16 protein-coding genes are annotated in these 17718 nt (G+C 40.7%); 7 read left to right on the top strand and 9 right to left on the bottom strand.

Features of this window, described 5'->3' with window-relative positions:
- Positions 1–536: 536 nt before the first annotated feature.
- Together KQI66_RS01270 and KQI66_RS01275 are read left to right on the top strand one after the other, a co-directional pair.
- Positions 537–1382, top strand: coding sequence for an AAA family ATPase (locus tag KQI66_RS01270; protein ID WP_216426893.1), 846 nt, complete (start codon positions 537–539; stop codon positions 1380–1382).
- Positions 1383–1394: 12 nt separating this feature from the next.
- Complete coding sequence (locus KQI66_RS01275) at positions 1395–2582, top strand: vWA domain-containing protein (protein ID WP_216426894.1); 1188 nt, start codon at positions 1395–1397, stop codon at positions 2580–2582.
- 835 nt (positions 2583–3417) lie between these two features.
- Here the strand turns inward: KQI66_RS01275 and KQI66_RS01280 are convergent.
- The 8 genes from KQI66_RS01280 to KQI66_RS01315 all read right to left on the bottom strand — a co-directional run bounded on the left by KQI66_RS01280 (position 3418) and on the right by KQI66_RS01315 (position 11435).
- On the bottom strand, positions 3418–4698 hold the full coding sequence (locus tag KQI66_RS01280; RefSeq protein WP_216426895.1) for a hybrid sensor histidine kinase/response regulator: 1281 nt from the start codon (positions 4696–4698) through the stop codon (positions 3418–3420).
- Positions 4699–4734: 36 nt separating this feature from the next.
- Positions 4735–5481, bottom strand: coding sequence for a CHASE domain-containing protein (locus KQI66_RS01285; protein ID WP_216426896.1), 747 nt, complete (start codon positions 5479–5481; stop codon positions 4735–4737).
- A gap of 167 nt (positions 5482–5648) precedes the next feature.
- Positions 5649–7004 (bottom strand): MATE family efflux transporter, encoded by a 1356-nt coding sequence (locus KQI66_RS01290; RefSeq protein WP_216426897.1) that lies wholly within the window; start codon positions 7002–7004, stop codon positions 5649–5651.
- Positions 7005–7047: 43 nt separating this feature from the next.
- Complete coding sequence (locus KQI66_RS01295; protein ID WP_216426898.1) at positions 7048–7992, bottom strand: ketopantoate reductase family protein; 945 nt, start codon at positions 7990–7992, stop codon at positions 7048–7050.
- Between the two features lie 110 nt (positions 7993–8102).
- Positions 8103–8978 (bottom strand): 16S rRNA (adenine(1518)-N(6)/adenine(1519)-N(6))-dimethyltransferase RsmA, encoded by an 876-nt coding sequence (gene rsmA / locus KQI66_RS01300; RefSeq protein ID WP_216426899.1) that lies wholly within the window; start codon positions 8976–8978, stop codon positions 8103–8105.
- 418 nt (positions 8979–9396) lie between these two features.
- Complete coding sequence (locus tag KQI66_RS01305; protein ID WP_216426900.1) at positions 9397–9894, bottom strand: COG2426 family protein; 498 nt, start codon at positions 9892–9894, stop codon at positions 9397–9399.
- Positions 9887–10846: an alpha/beta fold hydrolase gene (locus tag KQI66_RS01310; protein WP_216426901.1), complete on the bottom strand. Its 960-nt coding sequence runs from the start codon at positions 10844–10846 to the stop codon at positions 9887–9889. The genes KQI66_RS01305 and KQI66_RS01310 overlap by 8 nt, the downstream gene beginning before the upstream one ends.
- A 19-nt stretch (positions 10847–10865) precedes the next feature.
- Entirely contained in the window at positions 10866–11435 is a 570-nt protein-coding gene (locus tag KQI66_RS01315; RefSeq protein WP_216426902.1) for an HDIG domain-containing metalloprotein, read from the bottom strand.
- 534 nt (positions 11436–11969) lie between these two features.
- Between KQI66_RS01315 and KQI66_RS01320 the strand changes: the two genes are divergently transcribed.
- The 4 genes from KQI66_RS01320 to KQI66_RS01335 all read left to right on the top strand — a co-directional run bounded on the left by KQI66_RS01320 (position 11970) and on the right by KQI66_RS01335 (position 15108).
- Positions 11970–12962, top strand: a complete 993-nt coding sequence (locus KQI66_RS01320; RefSeq protein WP_216426903.1) for a helix-turn-helix transcriptional regulator — start codon at positions 11970–11972, stop codon at positions 12960–12962.
- A 143-nt stretch (positions 12963–13105) separates the two neighbouring features.
- Positions 13106–14326 carry a hypothetical protein gene (locus tag KQI66_RS01325; protein ID WP_216426904.1) on the top strand — a complete coding sequence of 407 codons (1221 nt, stop codon included), beginning with the start codon at positions 13106–13108 and terminating at the stop codon, positions 14324–14326.
- 21 nt (positions 14327–14347) lie between these two features.
- Complete coding sequence (locus tag KQI66_RS01330; RefSeq protein WP_253287609.1) at positions 14348–14794, top strand: hypothetical protein; 447 nt, start codon at positions 14348–14350, stop codon at positions 14792–14794.
- 5 nt (positions 14795–14799) lie between these two features.
- Complete coding sequence (locus KQI66_RS01335) at positions 14800–15108, top strand: HIRAN domain-containing protein (RefSeq protein WP_216426987.1); 309 nt, start codon at positions 14800–14802, stop codon at positions 15106–15108.
- A 62-nt stretch (positions 15109–15170) separates the two neighbouring features.
- On the opposite strand, the gene spoIVA is transcribed toward KQI66_RS01335, so the two are convergent.
- A complete protein-coding gene (spoIVA, locus tag KQI66_RS01340; protein ID WP_216426905.1) occupies positions 15171–16649 on the bottom strand; it encodes a stage IV sporulation protein A in 1479 nt (492 codons plus the stop codon).
- Positions 16650–16842: 193 nt separating this feature from the next.
- Here spoIVA and KQI66_RS01345 point away from each other — a divergent pair, with 193 nt between their 5' ends.
- Positions 16843–17718: a LysR family transcriptional regulator gene (locus tag KQI66_RS01345; RefSeq protein ID WP_216426906.1), complete on the top strand. Its 876-nt coding sequence runs from the start codon at positions 16843–16845 to the stop codon at positions 17716–17718.

The raw sequence follows: 17718 nt of genomic DNA on the forward strand, positions 1-17718 counted from the left end.
GCTATTATAGCATACAAGCGGTTTTTTGTCGATTGGTTTTATTCATTATATGCCGCTGTGTTATTACCGAAATAACAAAACTATACTCTAATTAAATTCTGAGTGAATTGACATATAGCCTTTTATACTTTATTATTTTAAACATCTATTTATGGGGCTTTGCCCCATACCCAGCAAGCCTTAGTATGGTCAGAACTTTGCTTCGCAAAGCTGCCTACGGCAGCCGCATCTATCTTTGCGGTTCATAAAAGGCTTGACCTAAATTTTAATTAACTACATTCTCACGAATGTAGTTTTACGAAAAATTTCAAACAACTTTAAATTAGCTACAAAATTTCGATTTTGTACTTTCGAAAACCGAAAAAACTGAGCAGCATTCCTGCGAAGTTTCGGTTTTCCGTAACTTAAGCGTGTCCGGGACAGAGGAGCTGCGAGGGGTGAGACGGACTTCGCAATTTAAGTGCGCACCCCTCGCAACACACACCCTTGCGACTTGTAAAGCCGCAAAATATTTTTTAAAAAAAGGAGGACATATCATGTCAAAAGATAATCTCAATTCATTCAACGGCAGTAACGATTACGTTGCCTCGGAAGAGCTTATGCGTGCGGTAAACATCGCCGTTGCTCTCGAAAAACCTCTTCTTATCAAGGGCGAGCCGGGAACAGGCAAAACCATGCTTGCCCAGTCCGTTGCAAAAGCACTCGGCAAAAAGCTCGTCATCTGGAATATCAAATCCACCACAAAGGCACAGGACGGCCTTTATGTATACGACGTTGTCCAGCGACTTTATGACGGCCAGTTCGGAAACGCCGGCGTTGATGACGTAGCAAAATACGTTAAGCTCGGCAAGCTTGGTGAGGCCTTCAGCGACGACGAACAGGTTATTCTGCTTATCGACGAAATCGACAAGGCTGATATTGAGTTCCCTAACGACCTTCTCTGGGAGCTTGACCGCATGGAGTTTTATATTCCCGAAACCGGCGAAACAATAAAGGCAAAACAGCGTCCTATCGTTATAATCACTTCAAATGCCGAAAAGGAGCTTCCCGACGCATTCTTAAGACGCTGTATTTTCCACTATATCGAGTTTCCAAATGAGGAGCTTATGCGTGAAATCGTTAAGGTACACTTCCCCGACATCGACGAAAACGTGCTTGCACAGGTTACAGCCGCTTTCTATTATGTAAGAAGTCTTAAGGAAATCCAGAAAAAACCCAGTACCTCGGAAATTATCGACTGGATTCAGGCATTGACATTAAGCGGAATTCCTGCGGAAAGAATAACAAAGGAAATTCCCTTTGCCGGCGTAATACTCAAGAAAAACGAAGATATAGACGCACTTGAGCGAGCAAAAGCACGTTCTCTTTTCCCCTTTAAATAAGGAGGCCTGAATATGTTTGATTCATTTTTGTATCTTCTCCGGTCGAAGGGCCTTAAGGTGTCCATGACTGAGTGGATGACGCTTAATGAGGCTCTGGACAAAGGCATGACTCACGCCTCTTTCTCTGAATTTTATTATCTTTGCAGAAGCGTTCTTGTTAAGTCTGAAAGCGAATTTGATAAGTTCGACGGTGCATTTCTGGAATTTTTCAAGGATATAAATTTTTTGGAGGATATTCCCGAGGAGCTTATGAACTGGCTGAACAAGCCACAGGAAACACCGGGAAATTATGACGAGGAGATAGCCAGACAGAACCTTAAGCTTGGTTATGAGCGTATAGAACAAATGCTGCGTGAGCGAATTGCCGAGCAGGACAGCGAGCATAACGGCGGAAAATATTGGGTAGGCACAGGCGGTATGTCGGTTTTCGGCAACAGCGGCAAAGGCCCCAACGGAATACGTGTCGGCGGCGAAAGCCAGCATAAGCGAGCCTTCCGAGTTGCCGGTGAACGTCATTTCAAAGATTTCAGCGAAGACAAGGTTCTTGATACCCGTCAAATGCAGATTGCTCTACGCACTTTAAGACAATATTCGACAAAAACCGATGCACCTAAAACCGAACTGAACATAGACGAAACAATCGAAGAAACCGGAAACAATGCCGGACGGCTTTCACTTGTATACGACCGCCCGAGAAAAAACACCGTAAAGGTTGTTGTTATGATGGATTCCGGCGGTTCAATGGATTATTACCGAAAGCTTTGCAGTCAGCTTTTTACCGCACTGAGAAAGTCCAATCATTTCAAGGACCTTAAGTTTTATTATTTCCATAACAGCATATACGAAAGACTGTATACCGACGGAGAATGTATACCGGGACGCTGGGTGGATACAAACCTTGTTCTCAATACGCTCAGCAGTGATTATAAGCTGATAATCGTCGGAGATGCGGCAATGGCGCCCTATGAGCTTATGGGCGGCGGATATTACAACTACGGAAAAACAAGCGGCATCGACTGGTTTCGCAAGGTTAAGGGGCATTTTTCGCACTGTATATGGCTCAATCCGGGAGAAATGCAGTATGTATACGGAAATTACTGGCGTCAGACATTAGGTATATTACAGGAAGAATTTGATATGTATCCACTTACGGTCAACGGGCTTGAGGCCGCATTGAAAAAGCTGATGGTCAACCGATAAGCTATATTCTAAAAACAGATTTTTTTCATGTTTATACTTCAATGGATATTTTTTGTAAATTTTGTAAAATTAATGTTGACTTTTTTCAAAATTGCGATATAATAATATCAGTAAGTGGCACAAAGAATGTTTCCCCAAAATGTTGATTGTTGCCACTACTCTACGGATACGGAATAGAAATCCGCAGTTATACACACGGAATGGCAGCGATACTCCCCCCAAGATGTATCGCTGCCGTTTTTTATTAGAGTATTAAGTCGAAATTTTTCCCTTTCTTCTGCCGCATATCCCATTAAATATTTTTTATACAGCTTATATGAATACAATAAAAATCATCAGGAGGAACGAACTGATGTCCTTTTTATTATTAAACTATACCTTATTGTAAATACCTAAGGGCTTTGCCCTTAAACCCACGAACCTTTAAAAAGGTTCGACCTAAACTTTATAAAAATCATTTTAGCAAATGATTTTTGGGATAATATTGTTTTTAAATTCTGTATCAACTTAAACAGCCGATATTTTCAAAATTGCGTTAAAACCGAGCAGCATTCCTGCGAAGACTTTATGGTCATGACTTTTGCAAAGCAAAAGTGGCTATGCCACCGCACTATATTCAGAACTTTGCTTCGCAAAGCGGTCTGCGACCGCCGCATCTTTCTTTGCGGTTCACTGGTCAAAGCATTTTGCTACGCAAAACGGTCTACGACCGCCCCGCTTTCTTCGGGGTGCATACTTGTGCGGTCAATGAAAGCCGCAAAATGATTTTGTAAAAATCCATATTGGTATATAAATATAAATTCCTCTCTACCGATTGGCAAAGAGGAATTTTTAATCACTTATTTTTTCTGCAATACATATCTATTGTTGCAACAACAACATCCATCTGCAACGGTTTAGCCAGATGTGCGTTCATACCGGCGTCGATACAGCTTTTTGCATCTTCATCAAAGGCATTCGCCGTCATCGCCAATATAGGTATTTCCTTTGCGTCCGGTCTATCCATGGCTCGGATTATTTTTGTTGCGGTAATTCCGTCCATAACCGGCATCATAACATCCATAAGTATTGCGTCATATGTTCCGGGAGGATTTGATTTGAAATTATCGACTGCCTGCCGACCGTCACTGACTGCGGTTATAACAGCGCCTTCATCACCGAGAAGCGTTTCGGCTATTTCCGCATTAAGCTCATTATCCTCAACCAGCAGAAGCTTAAGACCTTTTATATCCACATTTTTATTTAGCTTAGTCTTTTGTAGAAACTGTTCCTTATCGGCTATCTCAAAAGGAATTGTTATCGTAAATGTCGAGCCTTCGCCTTCAATGCTTGTAACCTCAATCGTTCCGTTCATCTTATCAATAAGCTCCTTAACGATTGCCATGCCGAGGCCGGTTCCGTTATATATGCTTCTTGCATCGGTTCTTTCCTGTGCAAAAGGCTCGAATATATGCTTAAGGAAATCCTTGCTCATTCCTATTCCGGTATCGGAAATAATCCATTTATATGTAACCACATTGTCCTTTACGCCAAGAAAGCTGAATCTTGTTTCAACTCGTCCGTTGCTCTTATTGTATTTTATGCAGTTTCCGTATATATTCAAAAATATCTGTCTGATATGAAGAGGACTTGCATACACATACGGATATTTTATCTTGCTTTCGTCCTTATCGTATTCAATATCTACGCCTGCCTCGGTCGCTCTCTGCTCCATAAGCGTATTTATGTCGTTTGCAAGCTCAATAAGGCTTATCGGTTCATGTGCAAGCACTATCTCTCCGCTTTCAAGCTTACTCATCTGCAAAACATCATTAATAAGCGACAGAAGATGGTTAGCCGCTACGAGCATTTTTGCCCTGTTTGCTTTTATCAGCTCCGCATCGTCCGGATGGTTTTCATCAATATTAAGCAGACCGATAATTCCGTTAAGCGGAGTTCTTATATCATGCGTCATTCTTGAAAGAAAGCTTGTCTTTGCCGCATTTGCCGCTCTTGCCTCGTCTGCGGATTTCTTGATGTTTTCGGCATAAACCACATCATTATAACGGCCCTTTTCAAACTGCCAGTATATAAACGCAATCATTAAAGCCGCTGTCAGGCAGATCATGCTGTACATAACAAGCTGCGATCTCGAAATCCAGCCGTCTATCGGCTATATATCGAAATACCATACATCATTGGGAACATCGCATGCGACCTCCAAGGCGTCCTTAAACGATTCTTCCTTGCATTCGGCTATAACCGTTTCGTTTCCGGTGGATATATCGTTTTTCCATATCCTATAATGATATTCGGATTCATCAAGCTTATCCAGCTCAAGGCCGTCCACAAAATTATCCCAGTTGATAACCAAAAGAGCAAAGCCCCAAAAATTTTTACTGCCGTCGGAGTTTTGTGTATAAATCGGATCAAAGAGCAAAGCACCCATTCCGCCCTGTACAAGCTCAAACGGGCCGGCTATTGTATATTCTCCGCTATCCTTGGCAATATTGGCATTTTTCTTACGTTCCTTGTTTTCAAAAAAATTTAAGCCTATCGCCTCTTCATTGCCTTCGACGGGATATACCTGCGAAACAACGCCGTTCTTTGCCAGCTCAACGGCCTCTATTACATGGTTGTCGTCCACCATAAATTTTGCCAGAGCATTGAACTGGTCATCATCTATTTTATATCCGCTTTCGATAACCTGCTTAAGCACATCGGTTTTTGAAAGGTATTTATTAAGTTGTGATTCTATTCGTCTTACCGTTGATTCCGCCGTATATGCAGCCTTCAGTTTGGCTTCGTTTTTATGGCTGAGCATTACCATATGCGCAAAACTGTTTGCAATTAAAAACACAGCCGCAAATACGCATAATGAGCGTATAACGATATACTTCGGATTTTTAATATCATTCATGTACATTCCCCAATTAATACATTGCGGTTCTTCCCCCAAAAGCCTTAATGTATTATAAATTTTAATTCTTTACTGGAATTCTACTATACTTTCGGTTTAATGTCTATATCGTTTATACATAAATTTTAATAATTATACTTTTAAATTCCAAAGACCGTATAGCAATTCTATTTCATTTTCTTAAGAATATCAATTCCTATTGCCAGCGAAACAACAAAGCCGATTATATCCGCCGCCATCTGCGATGCCTCTATTCCGGTCAGTCCCATCACTGCCGACATAATATACAGGCACGGTACAAAGAAAAGGAACTGTCTTCCCATGCCCATTATCGACGCTCTTACGGTATAGCCTATCGTCTGTGCCATCATATTTGAAATGATTATCCAGCCGACAAGCGGAAAGGATATGCACTGGAAACGCAGAGTTCTTACGCCGATGGCGATAACCTCCGGATCATCTCTGAACTGTGCTATAAGCTGTGGTGCAAAGACAATGCCTATTACCGAAAAGGCGATTAACACCAAAAGCGAGGATTTTGTGCAGAACTTTACTCCGTCCTTAACTCTGTCGTACTTTTTTGCACCGAAATTAAAGCCGCATACCGGCTGAAATCCCTGTCCGTAGCCAATCATTGCCGATGCCGCAAACTGCATTATTCTCTGGACAACGGTCATTGCCGCAATAGCCGCATCGCCGTAAACACCGGCACTATGGTTAAGCATAACAAACGCTATGCTTGAGCAGCCCTGTCTGAAAAGCGAAGGCAGTCCGCCCTTTATGATTTCTTTAAAATAATATACACCGGGTCTGAAATTTTTGAATCTTATGGGAATTGATTTTTTATTGGACATATACAGCAGTACAAAAAAGCATATATACTGGCTCAAAGCCGTTGCCACTGCCGCACCTGCAACACCCATATCCAGCACAAAAATACAAACCGGGTCAAGAACCATGTTCAGCAGACCGCCTATCATTATTCCTATCATTCCATAGACGGCATTGCCCTGAAATCTAAGCTGGTTATTCAGCACAAAGGACGAAACCATTGCCGGTGCTCCGATAAGTATATATTTAAGATAATCAACGGCATAAGGCAATATTGTGTCCGTTGCTCCGAGAAAAACGGCAAACGGCCTTAGAAACAAGTATCCGAAAACGGTAATAAGAATTCCGCCGATAAGCGAATATACAAAGCCGGTTGTTACCATTTCTTCGCATTCTTTTGTTCTCTTTGCTCCGAGCATACGTGAAACATAGTTGCCCGAACCATGGCCGAAGAAAAAGCCGACCGCCTGTATTATGGTCATAAGCGGAAATATAACGCCGACAGCACCGGTAGCGCTCGTGCCTATTTTGCCTACAAAATATGTATCGGCCATGTTGTAAATTGACGTAATAAGCATGCTTGCTATTGTAGGTATGGCAAGACCGAGTATAAGCTTATCGACCGGAGCCTCGGTCATCTGTTTGAATTTTGCGGCCTGTTTTTCCTCTGCCGAAATATTGCTGTTATTCATAATTAAACCTCCGAATATCGGATAAAGTTTTCAACTTACGGCGTTATACGCCTACTATCGTTCCTTCATTTTTCGCCTCAAGCACCTTTATCGCATGATAGAGAAATTCATTAAACGGCGTCGGCACTCCGGTTTCCTTTCCAAGCTTTATAATTGTTCCGGCGAACATATCCACCTCGGTTTTTCTTCCGGCAAGTATATCCTGCAATGTGGACGGTTTATTGGAATGCGGCACGCTATCAAGATATTCAAGGTGGTCTGCCGCATAGTTTTTATCTATCATAATGCCTTTTTTATGTGCAATCTCTATGACCTCTGCCGCTGTCATAAGCCTCAATGCGTTTGCGTCCGGGCATGATGCCCATGCACCGAAGGGAATATTCAGCACAGCCGCAACCTGATTTTCGCTTACGTTGCAGACGAATTTTTCCCAGATAGCCTTAATCATATCATCGGGATTTTTATATCTTATTCCGGCTCTGTCGAAAAGCTCACGTATGCGGAGAACCTTTTCGGAGAGATTATTTTCATCATTGGTTTTTTCGCCGAACTCAACAAAGGAAATATCGGGATTAAACGACACGACATTTCCGTTTTTTACACTGCTCAGACGCATAAATGAATAGACCAATCTATCCCAGCCATAAACCTCTGCCGCCGTTTCCTCGCTTTCAACGCCGTTAAGCGGTGTCATTATTATTGTATCGGGGCCAATATAGTTTTCTGCGTCCTTAAGTGCCTGTTTCAAGCCGGTCATTTTAGGAATTATGATTATAAAATCGACAATCTCGCCCTTCCGCTCCGGCGGAACTATATTAAAATAACGCTGTCTGCCGTTTATGACAAGGCCGTCCTTTTTCAATCTTTCGGCTCTTTCGCCGCCGGCTATTACTTTAAAATTTTCGCCGAGTACCAGATCAAGCTTATCTGCGAAAAACGAGCCGATTGCACCTACGCCGACAACTGCCGCTGTATTTATTTTATTCATTATTAACCACTTTCTTTCTATGGGGCGTTGCCCCAAACCCCATCACCCTTTAAAAAGGGTGAACCTAAACTTTATGAAAATCATTTCAAGAAATGATTTTCGGTATTATTTTATTTATTAATTATATTATAGAATTTATCTGACAAAATTCCGAATTCCTGAAGGCTCATTGCCTCGCCTCTTATTCTTTCGTCAAGGCCGGCCGAGCGTATTACCTCACCGATTTCTTCCTTAGTCATATTGAAATTGCCCTGATTGCAGAGTGTATTAAGAAGAGTTTTTCTTCTCTGGCCGAAGGCACATTTAACGATATGGAAGAACAGCTTTTTATCCTTAACATCTACCGACGGTTTATCTCTGAGCTTAAGCGTTATAACGGCAGAAGCGACCTTCGGTCTTGGCATAAAGCAGGACGGCTGTACAATCATGTCTATATTTGTATCGGCATAAAACTGCACCGCTACCGACAATGCACCGTAGTCACTGCTTTTCGGGCCTGCCTGCATACGCTCGGCGACCTCTTTCTGCACCATAACCGTCATTGAGGTTACGGCGCTGTGCTTTTCGAGCATATCCATTATTATCGGTGTGGTTATATAATACGGAAGGTTTGCCACAACCTTAAATGGCTTTCCGTCGTTTTTCTCTCTTGAAAGCTCATCAATATCGCATTTAAGAACGTCTTTATTGATAATCTCTATATTATTGTAATCCGCAAGTGTTTCGTTCAATATCGGTATAAGCTTTGTATCTATCTCCAGTGATATAACCTTTTTGGCTCTTTCGGCAACGGTCTGTGTAAGACTGCCGAAGCCGGGGCCGATTTCAAGAACGGTGTCCTCCGATGTTATTCCCGCTGCGTCGGCAATATTGTCCAGAACATTGGTATCAATAAGGAAGTTCTGGCCAAAGCCCTTCTTAAAATTAAATCCGTATCTTTCCATTATCGCCCTTGTGCGAATGGGCGTTGCTATTCTTTCAGTCATGCTGTTTTCCTTTCGTAATGCTATCTTTTATGCCAACAGGCATTTTCACAAACTTATTTTGCGGCTTTACAAGTCGCAAGGTTGTCTTTGCGAGAGAGGAAGCTCTTAAATTGCGAATACTGACCGTGCAAGATGGCACGGCAACGCAGTTGCTTTCGTTTACGAAAGTCATGACCAGCGACTTTCCTCTCTCGCGCTCTCTCCTTTCCGGACACGCTTGAGTTACGAAAATTGCTAACCTTCGCAGGAATGCTGCTCGGTCTTAACGCAATTTTAAAATACGAAATAGAAATTTTGTAGCTAATTTTAATTATTTTCCAAAACTACATTCGTTAGAATGTAGTTTATCAAAATTTAGATCAAGCCTTTTTAAAGGCTTGCTGGGTATGGGACAGAGTCCCATGGTTTTAATTAGCATTTACAGTATCGAACCAAGCACCCCATAGCTCAATATCGAAATAATTATTCCTGCCATTATTACTCCGAGAACGATTATCCCAAAGGATTTTTTCATATCCATCTCAAGCAGTGCGGCAATAAGTGAGCCGGTCCATGCGCCTGTTCCCGGAAGCGGAATGCCGACAAACAGCAGAAGTCCGAGATAGGCATATTTCTGCACCTGATCGCTTTTACTCATCGCCTTATTTTCTATCTTTTCTATAAAGCCCTTCATTCTTGTTTTCTTAAGCTTTTTGAATATAAACTTAATGAACATAAGTATAAACGGCACAGGAATGATATTTCCGATAAACGCTATAATAAACGACGGCGCAAGCTTCATTCCGAGAAGAAAGCCGACAAGTATGCCGCCTCTGAGCTCAAGTATAGGCAGAAGCGACACAATAAAAACAATAACCTCCGGACGAAGAACACCGCCGAGATTATTTACAAACCATCCTGCAAGCTGTTCAGTCATAATATTCCTCCGTATCATCTATATTTTTTTCAAGCCAGTTATATATAAAATAATATATTCTTTCATTCTTACTCTCATTCAAAAGCTCATGTCTTGCGCCATGCACAAGCTTAAGCTTAACATTCGTACAGCCGGCATCAACAAGCCGGTTATACACACATTTAACGCCATTTCCGTAATTTCCGACGGGATCGTCTGTGCCGGACATAATGAGCACAGGCAGATTTTTCGGAACAGACCATGCCCATTCCTTGCGGTTCACTCTTTTAAGCAGTCTGAAAAGTGCATTATAGCCTTCATTTGTAAAAAGGAAACCGCATTTATCGTCCTTAACATATTTCTCGATTACCTTTTTGTCCGTTGTAAACCAGTCATAAACGGTTCTCGGATTTTTAATTCTTCTGTTATTATGCCCGAATGCAATCTGACTTACGACAACGCCTCTCTCCTTCGGGTGTTTTTTCATAAAATGCTCTGAAAGCCTTATGCCGAAGTCCGTCTTTATCTGCGGGCCGCTTGTTCCGAGCAGTATAACGCCGTTGAACCGGTCTCCGCAAGCTGCCATATATTCCCTTACGAGAAGAGAGCCCATACTATGGCCGAGCATAATATACTTCAAATCCGGATATTTCAGCCGTACTATGCCTTCAAGATATTTTATATCGTCAACAAGATATTCCCAGCTGTCTGTTCTTTCGCCGAAATATCCGTAATCGGATTTATCGTCAACTGAATTTCCATGGCCTGCCATATCGTTTCCGCATACAACATAGCCACGTTTTGCAAGATATACGGCAAACTCCTCATAGCGGAGTATATATTCCGACATTCCGTGTGCAAGCTGGACAACGCCTTTATAGTATTTACAATCGGTATCGCTCCATATGCAGGCGAAAATATCGTGTACGCCGTTTGCCGCCGGATAATAAAATTCGTATCTCGTTATTTCCAATTAACCGCACCCGACCTTATCAAAGCTCGCCCTTAAGACCGATTGCTTCGGCACACTCACGCATGCCTTCTATTGTTTCGGCTATAACCTCGTCAAGTGACATACCGAGCATTTCACAGCCTTTTTCTATTACCTCACGGTTTACGCCTGCCGCAAAGCCATGCGATTTATATTTTTTCTTAACGCTCTTTACTTCAATATCCAGAACGCTTCTTGACGGACGCATAAGACAGGCTGCATTGATAAGTCCGGAAAGCTCGTCTATTGTGTAAAGCACCTTTTCCATTTTCAGCTCCGGCTCAACGTCACAGCAAAGTCCCCAGCCATGTGAGCAGACTGCGTGTATGTAATCCTCGTCAATGCCCTTTTCACGCATTATTTCCGCTGTTTTTGTGCAATGCTGTTCGGGATACATCTCATAATCAAGGTCATGGATAAGCCCTATAACTCCCCATTTTTCCACATCTTCGCCGAATTTAGCCGCAAAGTGGCGCATAACGCCCTCTACCGTAAGACCGTGCTTTAAAAGTGCGTCCGATTTGTTGTATTCATTAAGCAATTCCCATGCCTGTTCTCTGTTTGGCTGCATATTGTTTTCCTCCTTATTAAAATAAGCTATCAGATTATTATAAAACAATATGAGTTCTTTGTCATTAAATCAGATTAAAAAAATATACCTTATTGTAACGATAAGACCTAAGGGCGTTGCCCTTAAACCCACAAGCCTTTAAAAAGGCTTGACCTAAACTTTGATTAACTACATTCTAACGAATGTAGTTAGGGGAAAAATTAAAATTAATTCTCACAACTTGAACACACCTAAAGTATAAAAACCGTTAAAAATCGAGCAGTATTCCTGCGAGATTTAGGTTTTTCAGTAACTTGTGCGTGTCCGGAAAGGAGGAAGCACGAGGGAGGACAGGCGGACTTCGCAATTCTAAGAGCTTCCTCTCTCGCAACATTCCCCTTGCGACTTGTAAAGCCGCAAAATGATTTTGCAAAATTGCCGATTGGCAGAAAGGTATACTTTAACCCAATAGCAATACCTTCCGTATATTCCGATTTATGTTATACTATATTAAATAAGTTCTTTACGGTTGTAATAATGTACGGGAGGATAACTATGCCAAAATCACCTAATCAAAAACTCAAGCTTATGTATCTGACAAAAATTTTTCTTGAGCTCACAGACGAAACACACAGCATAACAATGACGGAAATTATAGAGGCATTATCGGCATACGGCATAAGTGCGGAAAGAAAAAGTCTGTACAGCGACATCGAAAGTCTAAGGTTATACGGCCTTGATATTATAGGTACACAGGAAGACCGTACATATTCTTATCACATAGGCAACAGGCCATTTGAGCTTGCAGAGCTTAAGCTTTTAGTTGATTCTATTCAATCAGCAAAATTTATAACCGAGAAAAAATCCAACGAGCTTATTAAAAAATTAGAAAGTCTTGCCAGCAAATATGAGGCATCTCAACTTCACAGACAGGTATTTGTTTCCGGTCGTGTCAAAACAATGAACGAAAGCATTTATTACAATGTTGACAGAATACATACCGCAATAGCCGAAAACTCAATAATAACATTCCAATACTTCCAATGGAACGTAGACAAGAGCATGGAGCTTCGCCACAACGGTGCTTTATATATGGTAAGTCCATGGGCATTATCATGGGACGATGAAAATTATTACCTTATAGCATATGACAGCACAAAAGGCATTATAAAGCACTTCCGTGTTGACAAAATGCTTCACATAACCCAGACCGGCAGACCGAGAGAAGGCAGACAGGTATTCAAAGCCTTCGACACCGCAATATACACTAAAAAAATGTTCGGTATGTATGGCGGCGATGAAATTTCAGTGCGTATGGAATGTGATAATGATCTTGCCGGAGTTATTATTGACCGCTTTGGCAAGAATGTATCTTTAATTCATTTAGATGATGAACACTTTTCCGTAAATGTTGAGGTTGCACTCAGCTTACAGTTCATTGCATGGGTAATAGGTCTTGGTGATGGTATAAAGCTTGTCAGTCCTGCCTCTGCTGTCAAAATGATGAATGATGAAATTGACAGACTTGTAATCCGGTATAAGCAATAAGCGAACATAAATTTGTACTCTGAGGTGTGTTTATTGGACACCTGAATGTTTAAAATAAGAACCATAAGAGATGACTTCCCTTTGGTTCTTATTTTTTTATGAATGGAAAAGGGACAGAATATAAAACAGGAGGCGGAAATATAGTGGCTGATTTACTTTATTACATTATGGATTATCGCGGACATTATTACAGGTCAGATATGACGAATGAACTTGTTGTTGCTGCGGACGAAAACGATGCATCTATGTTTACATTTGCACAGGCAAATAATAAAATCGGAACGGGAAAAAAATCGTCATTCTATTGTATTGTGCCGACGGAAAATAACAAAAAAATTTCCGAATCGGAGGAGGTCTGCAATAAGTGTATTTCAAATAAGGAAATACCTGTTGTGTTAAATAATCAAATCCAAAGAAAATGTAGTTCTCCTGTAAAAGAAATTGTTCGTAACGAATTAAAAAATTCGGTGGAAAAGAGTATTTCGTCAGATGATTTATCAGAGATAGATTGGTTAAAATACCTTGAGCATTTTATAAATGTATCATCTGAAGTTAAAAACTACCGTGATAAGCTTACAAATAATCTTACAGATATTGATCAGAAGATATGTGATATTCTTCATTATATTGAGCTGTGTGAAACAAAATCCGGAGAAGCGGAAGATCTGGTTGAGCTGTTACGGATATGTCGTGAAAACCGTAGAGATATAAAAGATGAGCTTTTGAGAACGGAATATTTTCAGACAAATTTCGGTACAAGCATAAATATATCAAAGGCAAAGCAGGCGGCTAAATCCATAAAAGGTCTTGAAACAAGAAAATACACTCCACGGAAATATAATTTACTGTTTAAAGACTGTGTCATGAAAAGCAGTCCTCCGGTTAAAGAGGCTTTACATAATGCCGAAGATAATAAAATTCATGTAATTACAGAACAAAAAAATATATATCGAGGTGGAAAGGATATTATGACAGAGGATAAATGTGTTACTCCTTTAGACGGAAAAGAAAATAACTGGCTTTCATTTGCAAAACAGCAGGCTGAATTTTACCGTAATGCCGAGCAATATATGATAAATCTGAATATCGAAATTAATGAAATTGATAAGGTAATAGAAAATACCTTGGCTGAGGCTGAAGATGTAAACTGCAATGCCGCCCAAGGCTATAACATATTCAAAACGCTTAAAGAGCTCCGCATTAAAAGAAAAAACAAATTACATGAGTTGAACTGTATTTATGCAATGACGGATGGAGTTGATTGCAGTGCTTTTGCGGAGATTTTCGAAAAAAGTCTTGATGAGCTTGAAAGTATTTTAAATATCGGTAATAATATTGAATTAATAAAAACAGAAGCAATTTAATAGTATAGGAGAGTGCTTGAATTGAAAAAGGATAAAATTATTAAAACAATAATAGTAATTGTATTGGCTTTGGATATGGTAGGTTTATACAGCATATTTGAAGATAACAGCAGTTTACATCATTTACCGAACTATACATACACAAGTAATAAAAAAAGTAACTCAACATACAGTGCATATGATAAAACAGATACGAGTACTTCAAACAGCAGTTCAAAAAGCAGTTCAAGCTCAAAAAGCAGCAGTTCATATTCAAGCGGCAGTTCAGAAAACTACTCTTACTCAAACAACAGTTCAAAAAGCAATTATAACTATGATTATAATTACAGCTATACATATGATTCTTATGATGACGGCTACGACGCCGTATATATGGATGGCGACTATGATTACGACAGATACGAATACGACAGCGAATATGCCGACGGTGTAGATGATGCAATGGACGAACTCGGAGAGGATTGGTAATGACTATGGATGAAATGTACTTCACTATAACAGGCTGTAAACATTATTTAGGAAATGCCTTCATGGAAAAGGGAATGAAAGTGAAATTACTGAAAGAGCCCGACAACGCATATGACAAAGAGGCTATACAGGTAAAAATAAACGGACTCGGCAAAATAGGTTATGTCGCAAACAGTCCTTTTACCGTAAAAGGAGAATCCATGAGTGCCGGAAGACTTTATGACAAGCTCGGCGATACTGCCAAAGGAAAAATTATGTTTGTACTTGATGACTGTGCGATATGCAAGGTCACCGACAATGGCAAAGATTTTTAATATTATCTTAACTATATTCGAAAAAGCTGTCCGGCTGATTACAAACCGAACAGCTTTGTTTTTTACAATATTATGCAAATCAAACCGCCACTGCCTTCGTTGAGTATCTTCTGCAATGACTCCTGAAGCTTAAGCTGTGCGTCCTCCGGCATTGTGTATATTTTGTTGTTCATGCCTTCATTTACGAGCGTGTCAAGCGTTCTGCCGAATAAATTAAGCTCCCATATTTTTTCCTTATCGGTTTTATATGTATTGAGAATATCGTCTATAAATTCCTTGCTCTGCTCTTCTGTTCCGACTATGGGTGCAACCTCGGTTTCTATGTCAGTTTTTATCATATTGATTGCCTCGCCATGTGCCTTTATCTTTATGCCATAGCGTGAACCATGCTTGAATACCTCCGGCTCATCCAGCACAATGTCCTCGAATGTCGGACCGACTATGCCGTAGCCTTTGCGTTTTACATCGGCAAGTGCCGAGCTTATTTTTTCATACTCATTTTTGACGGAGGAAAGCTCCTTCATTATATTGATAAGCTCATAATCGCCTTTTATATCTATGTTTATCGTTTCGCTAAGGACGGTGTAAAACAAATCGTCCTGCATGGACACATCTATTTCCGCATCACCGCTGCCGGCAGATATGTCACCGACATAGGCTTTTCTTATGTATTCGTTTGTTTCAAGCTCTGCGGCACTGTCAGCTATTCCTCTTAATTCAGCCGTTTTTTCTGTTATGGAAAGAAGAGAATCTATAATTGACTTTTTGAGCCAATGCTCGGAATCGAGCACTTCAATCCATTTGGGAATGTTCACAGTTATCTCGTTTACAGGAAATTCAAAAAGCAGTCCTTCAAGAATCGTGTTTATGTCGTCATCCCTGAGCTGGGCACAGTTTATCGCAAATACGGGAACAGAATATTTATCCTCAAGCTCCTTCCGTAGCAGGTCTGTTTCAGCTGAATATGGGTTTGCCGTATTAAGTACGATAACAAACGGCTTATGTGTTTTTTTAAGCTCCGCAATTATATCCTCCTCTGCTTTTATGTAATTTTCTCTCGGAATATCGGTTATCGTTCCGTCGGTTGTCATTGCCACCGCAACGGTAGAATGATCGTTTATTACCTTGTTTGTGCCTAATCTTGCCGCATCTTCAAGCGGCATCGGTTTATCCGACCATGGAGTATTTACCATTCTTGCTCCGTCACCGTCGGTTATACCTTCCGCACCGTCAACTATGTACCCAACGCAGTCAATGAGCCGCATTTTGAACTTTATACTGTCGCTGACCTGTACTTCCGCCGGCTTTGACGGAACGAATTTCGGCTCGGTTGTTGTGATTATTCTGCCCTGGCCGATAAGCGGCAGTTCATCTCTTGCTCTGTCCTTTTCTGCCTGAATACTCATGTTCGGCAGAACGCTTTTCTCCATAAAACGTCGTATAAAGGTTGATTTGCCTGTCCGGCAGGGTCCTGTGATACCTATGTAAATTGCGCCGCCGGTGCGTTCAGAAATATCCTGATAAATGTCTGGATTTGTCATATTATGCCCTCCGAAGCTAATTTTTCCGTTTATAAAATCTATGTGGATTTTTCAAATAATATAACCGTACTTATATGACAAAAATAAAAAAAGATATTGCTAATTTTTAATTGATTTTAGGGCGATAAGGCTTTATAATTATTTCAATACATGAGAATGATTCATATAAACAACCGAAAGGATAATATTTGATATGGATACAAAAAAATATGAAGCTTTGCTTGCTTCAATCAATCTCGGCAGCTTTACAAAAGCGGCACAGGTTCTTGGATATACCCAGTCCGGACTTACTCATATGATGAACGGACTTGAAAACGAATTCGGCTTTCAGCTTCTTATAAGAGGACATCACGGCGTTAAGCCTACGCCTAATTGCAGCCGTATACTTCCGTACATACAGAAGCTTGTGGAGACAAGTGCGGCTCTCGATGTTGAAATAAAGCGTGTAAACTCAATGAAGGATTCTATAATACGAATAGGTTCATATTCAAGCATTATCATGCACTGGCTTTCCGATGCGGTAAAGCGGTTTAATGCCGAATATCCCGATGTTACCTTTGAAATAAAGGACGGTGTTTCGGACGAAATATATAACTGGGTTCTGGACGGAACAATCGACATAGGCTTTCTTTCCAAACAGGAGGAATATAAGACCGAATGGATAACACTCCGAAAGGATCCGCTTTATGCAATACTTCCGGCTGACGATAAATACAGCAGCAAGGTGCTTCCGCTTACGGAGCTTAACGGAAAGAAATTTTTTATGCCGTCCTACGGACTTAATAAGGATATTGACCGTGTATTCAACAAATATGACATAAAGCCGAATATAAGCAATTCACATATGAATTATTCGGTTATCATTTCAATGGTAGAAAGAGGCCTTGGAACGAGCATACTTTCCGAGCTGTTGCTTAAGGGCAGAAACGATAACATAAAGATAATGGAAACAAAGCCGAAAATCTATCGTGAGCTCGGCATAGCTATACAGTCGCAGAAATATGCAACAAATACGGTTAAAAAATTCATTGAATGCACAAAAAATATAGTAAACGAAAAATATAATTAA

This window comes from Anaerotignum sp. MSJ-24, assembly GCF_018918145.1.
Taxonomy (GTDB): domain Bacteria; phylum Bacillota; class Clostridia; order Lachnospirales; family Anaerotignaceae; genus Metalachnospira.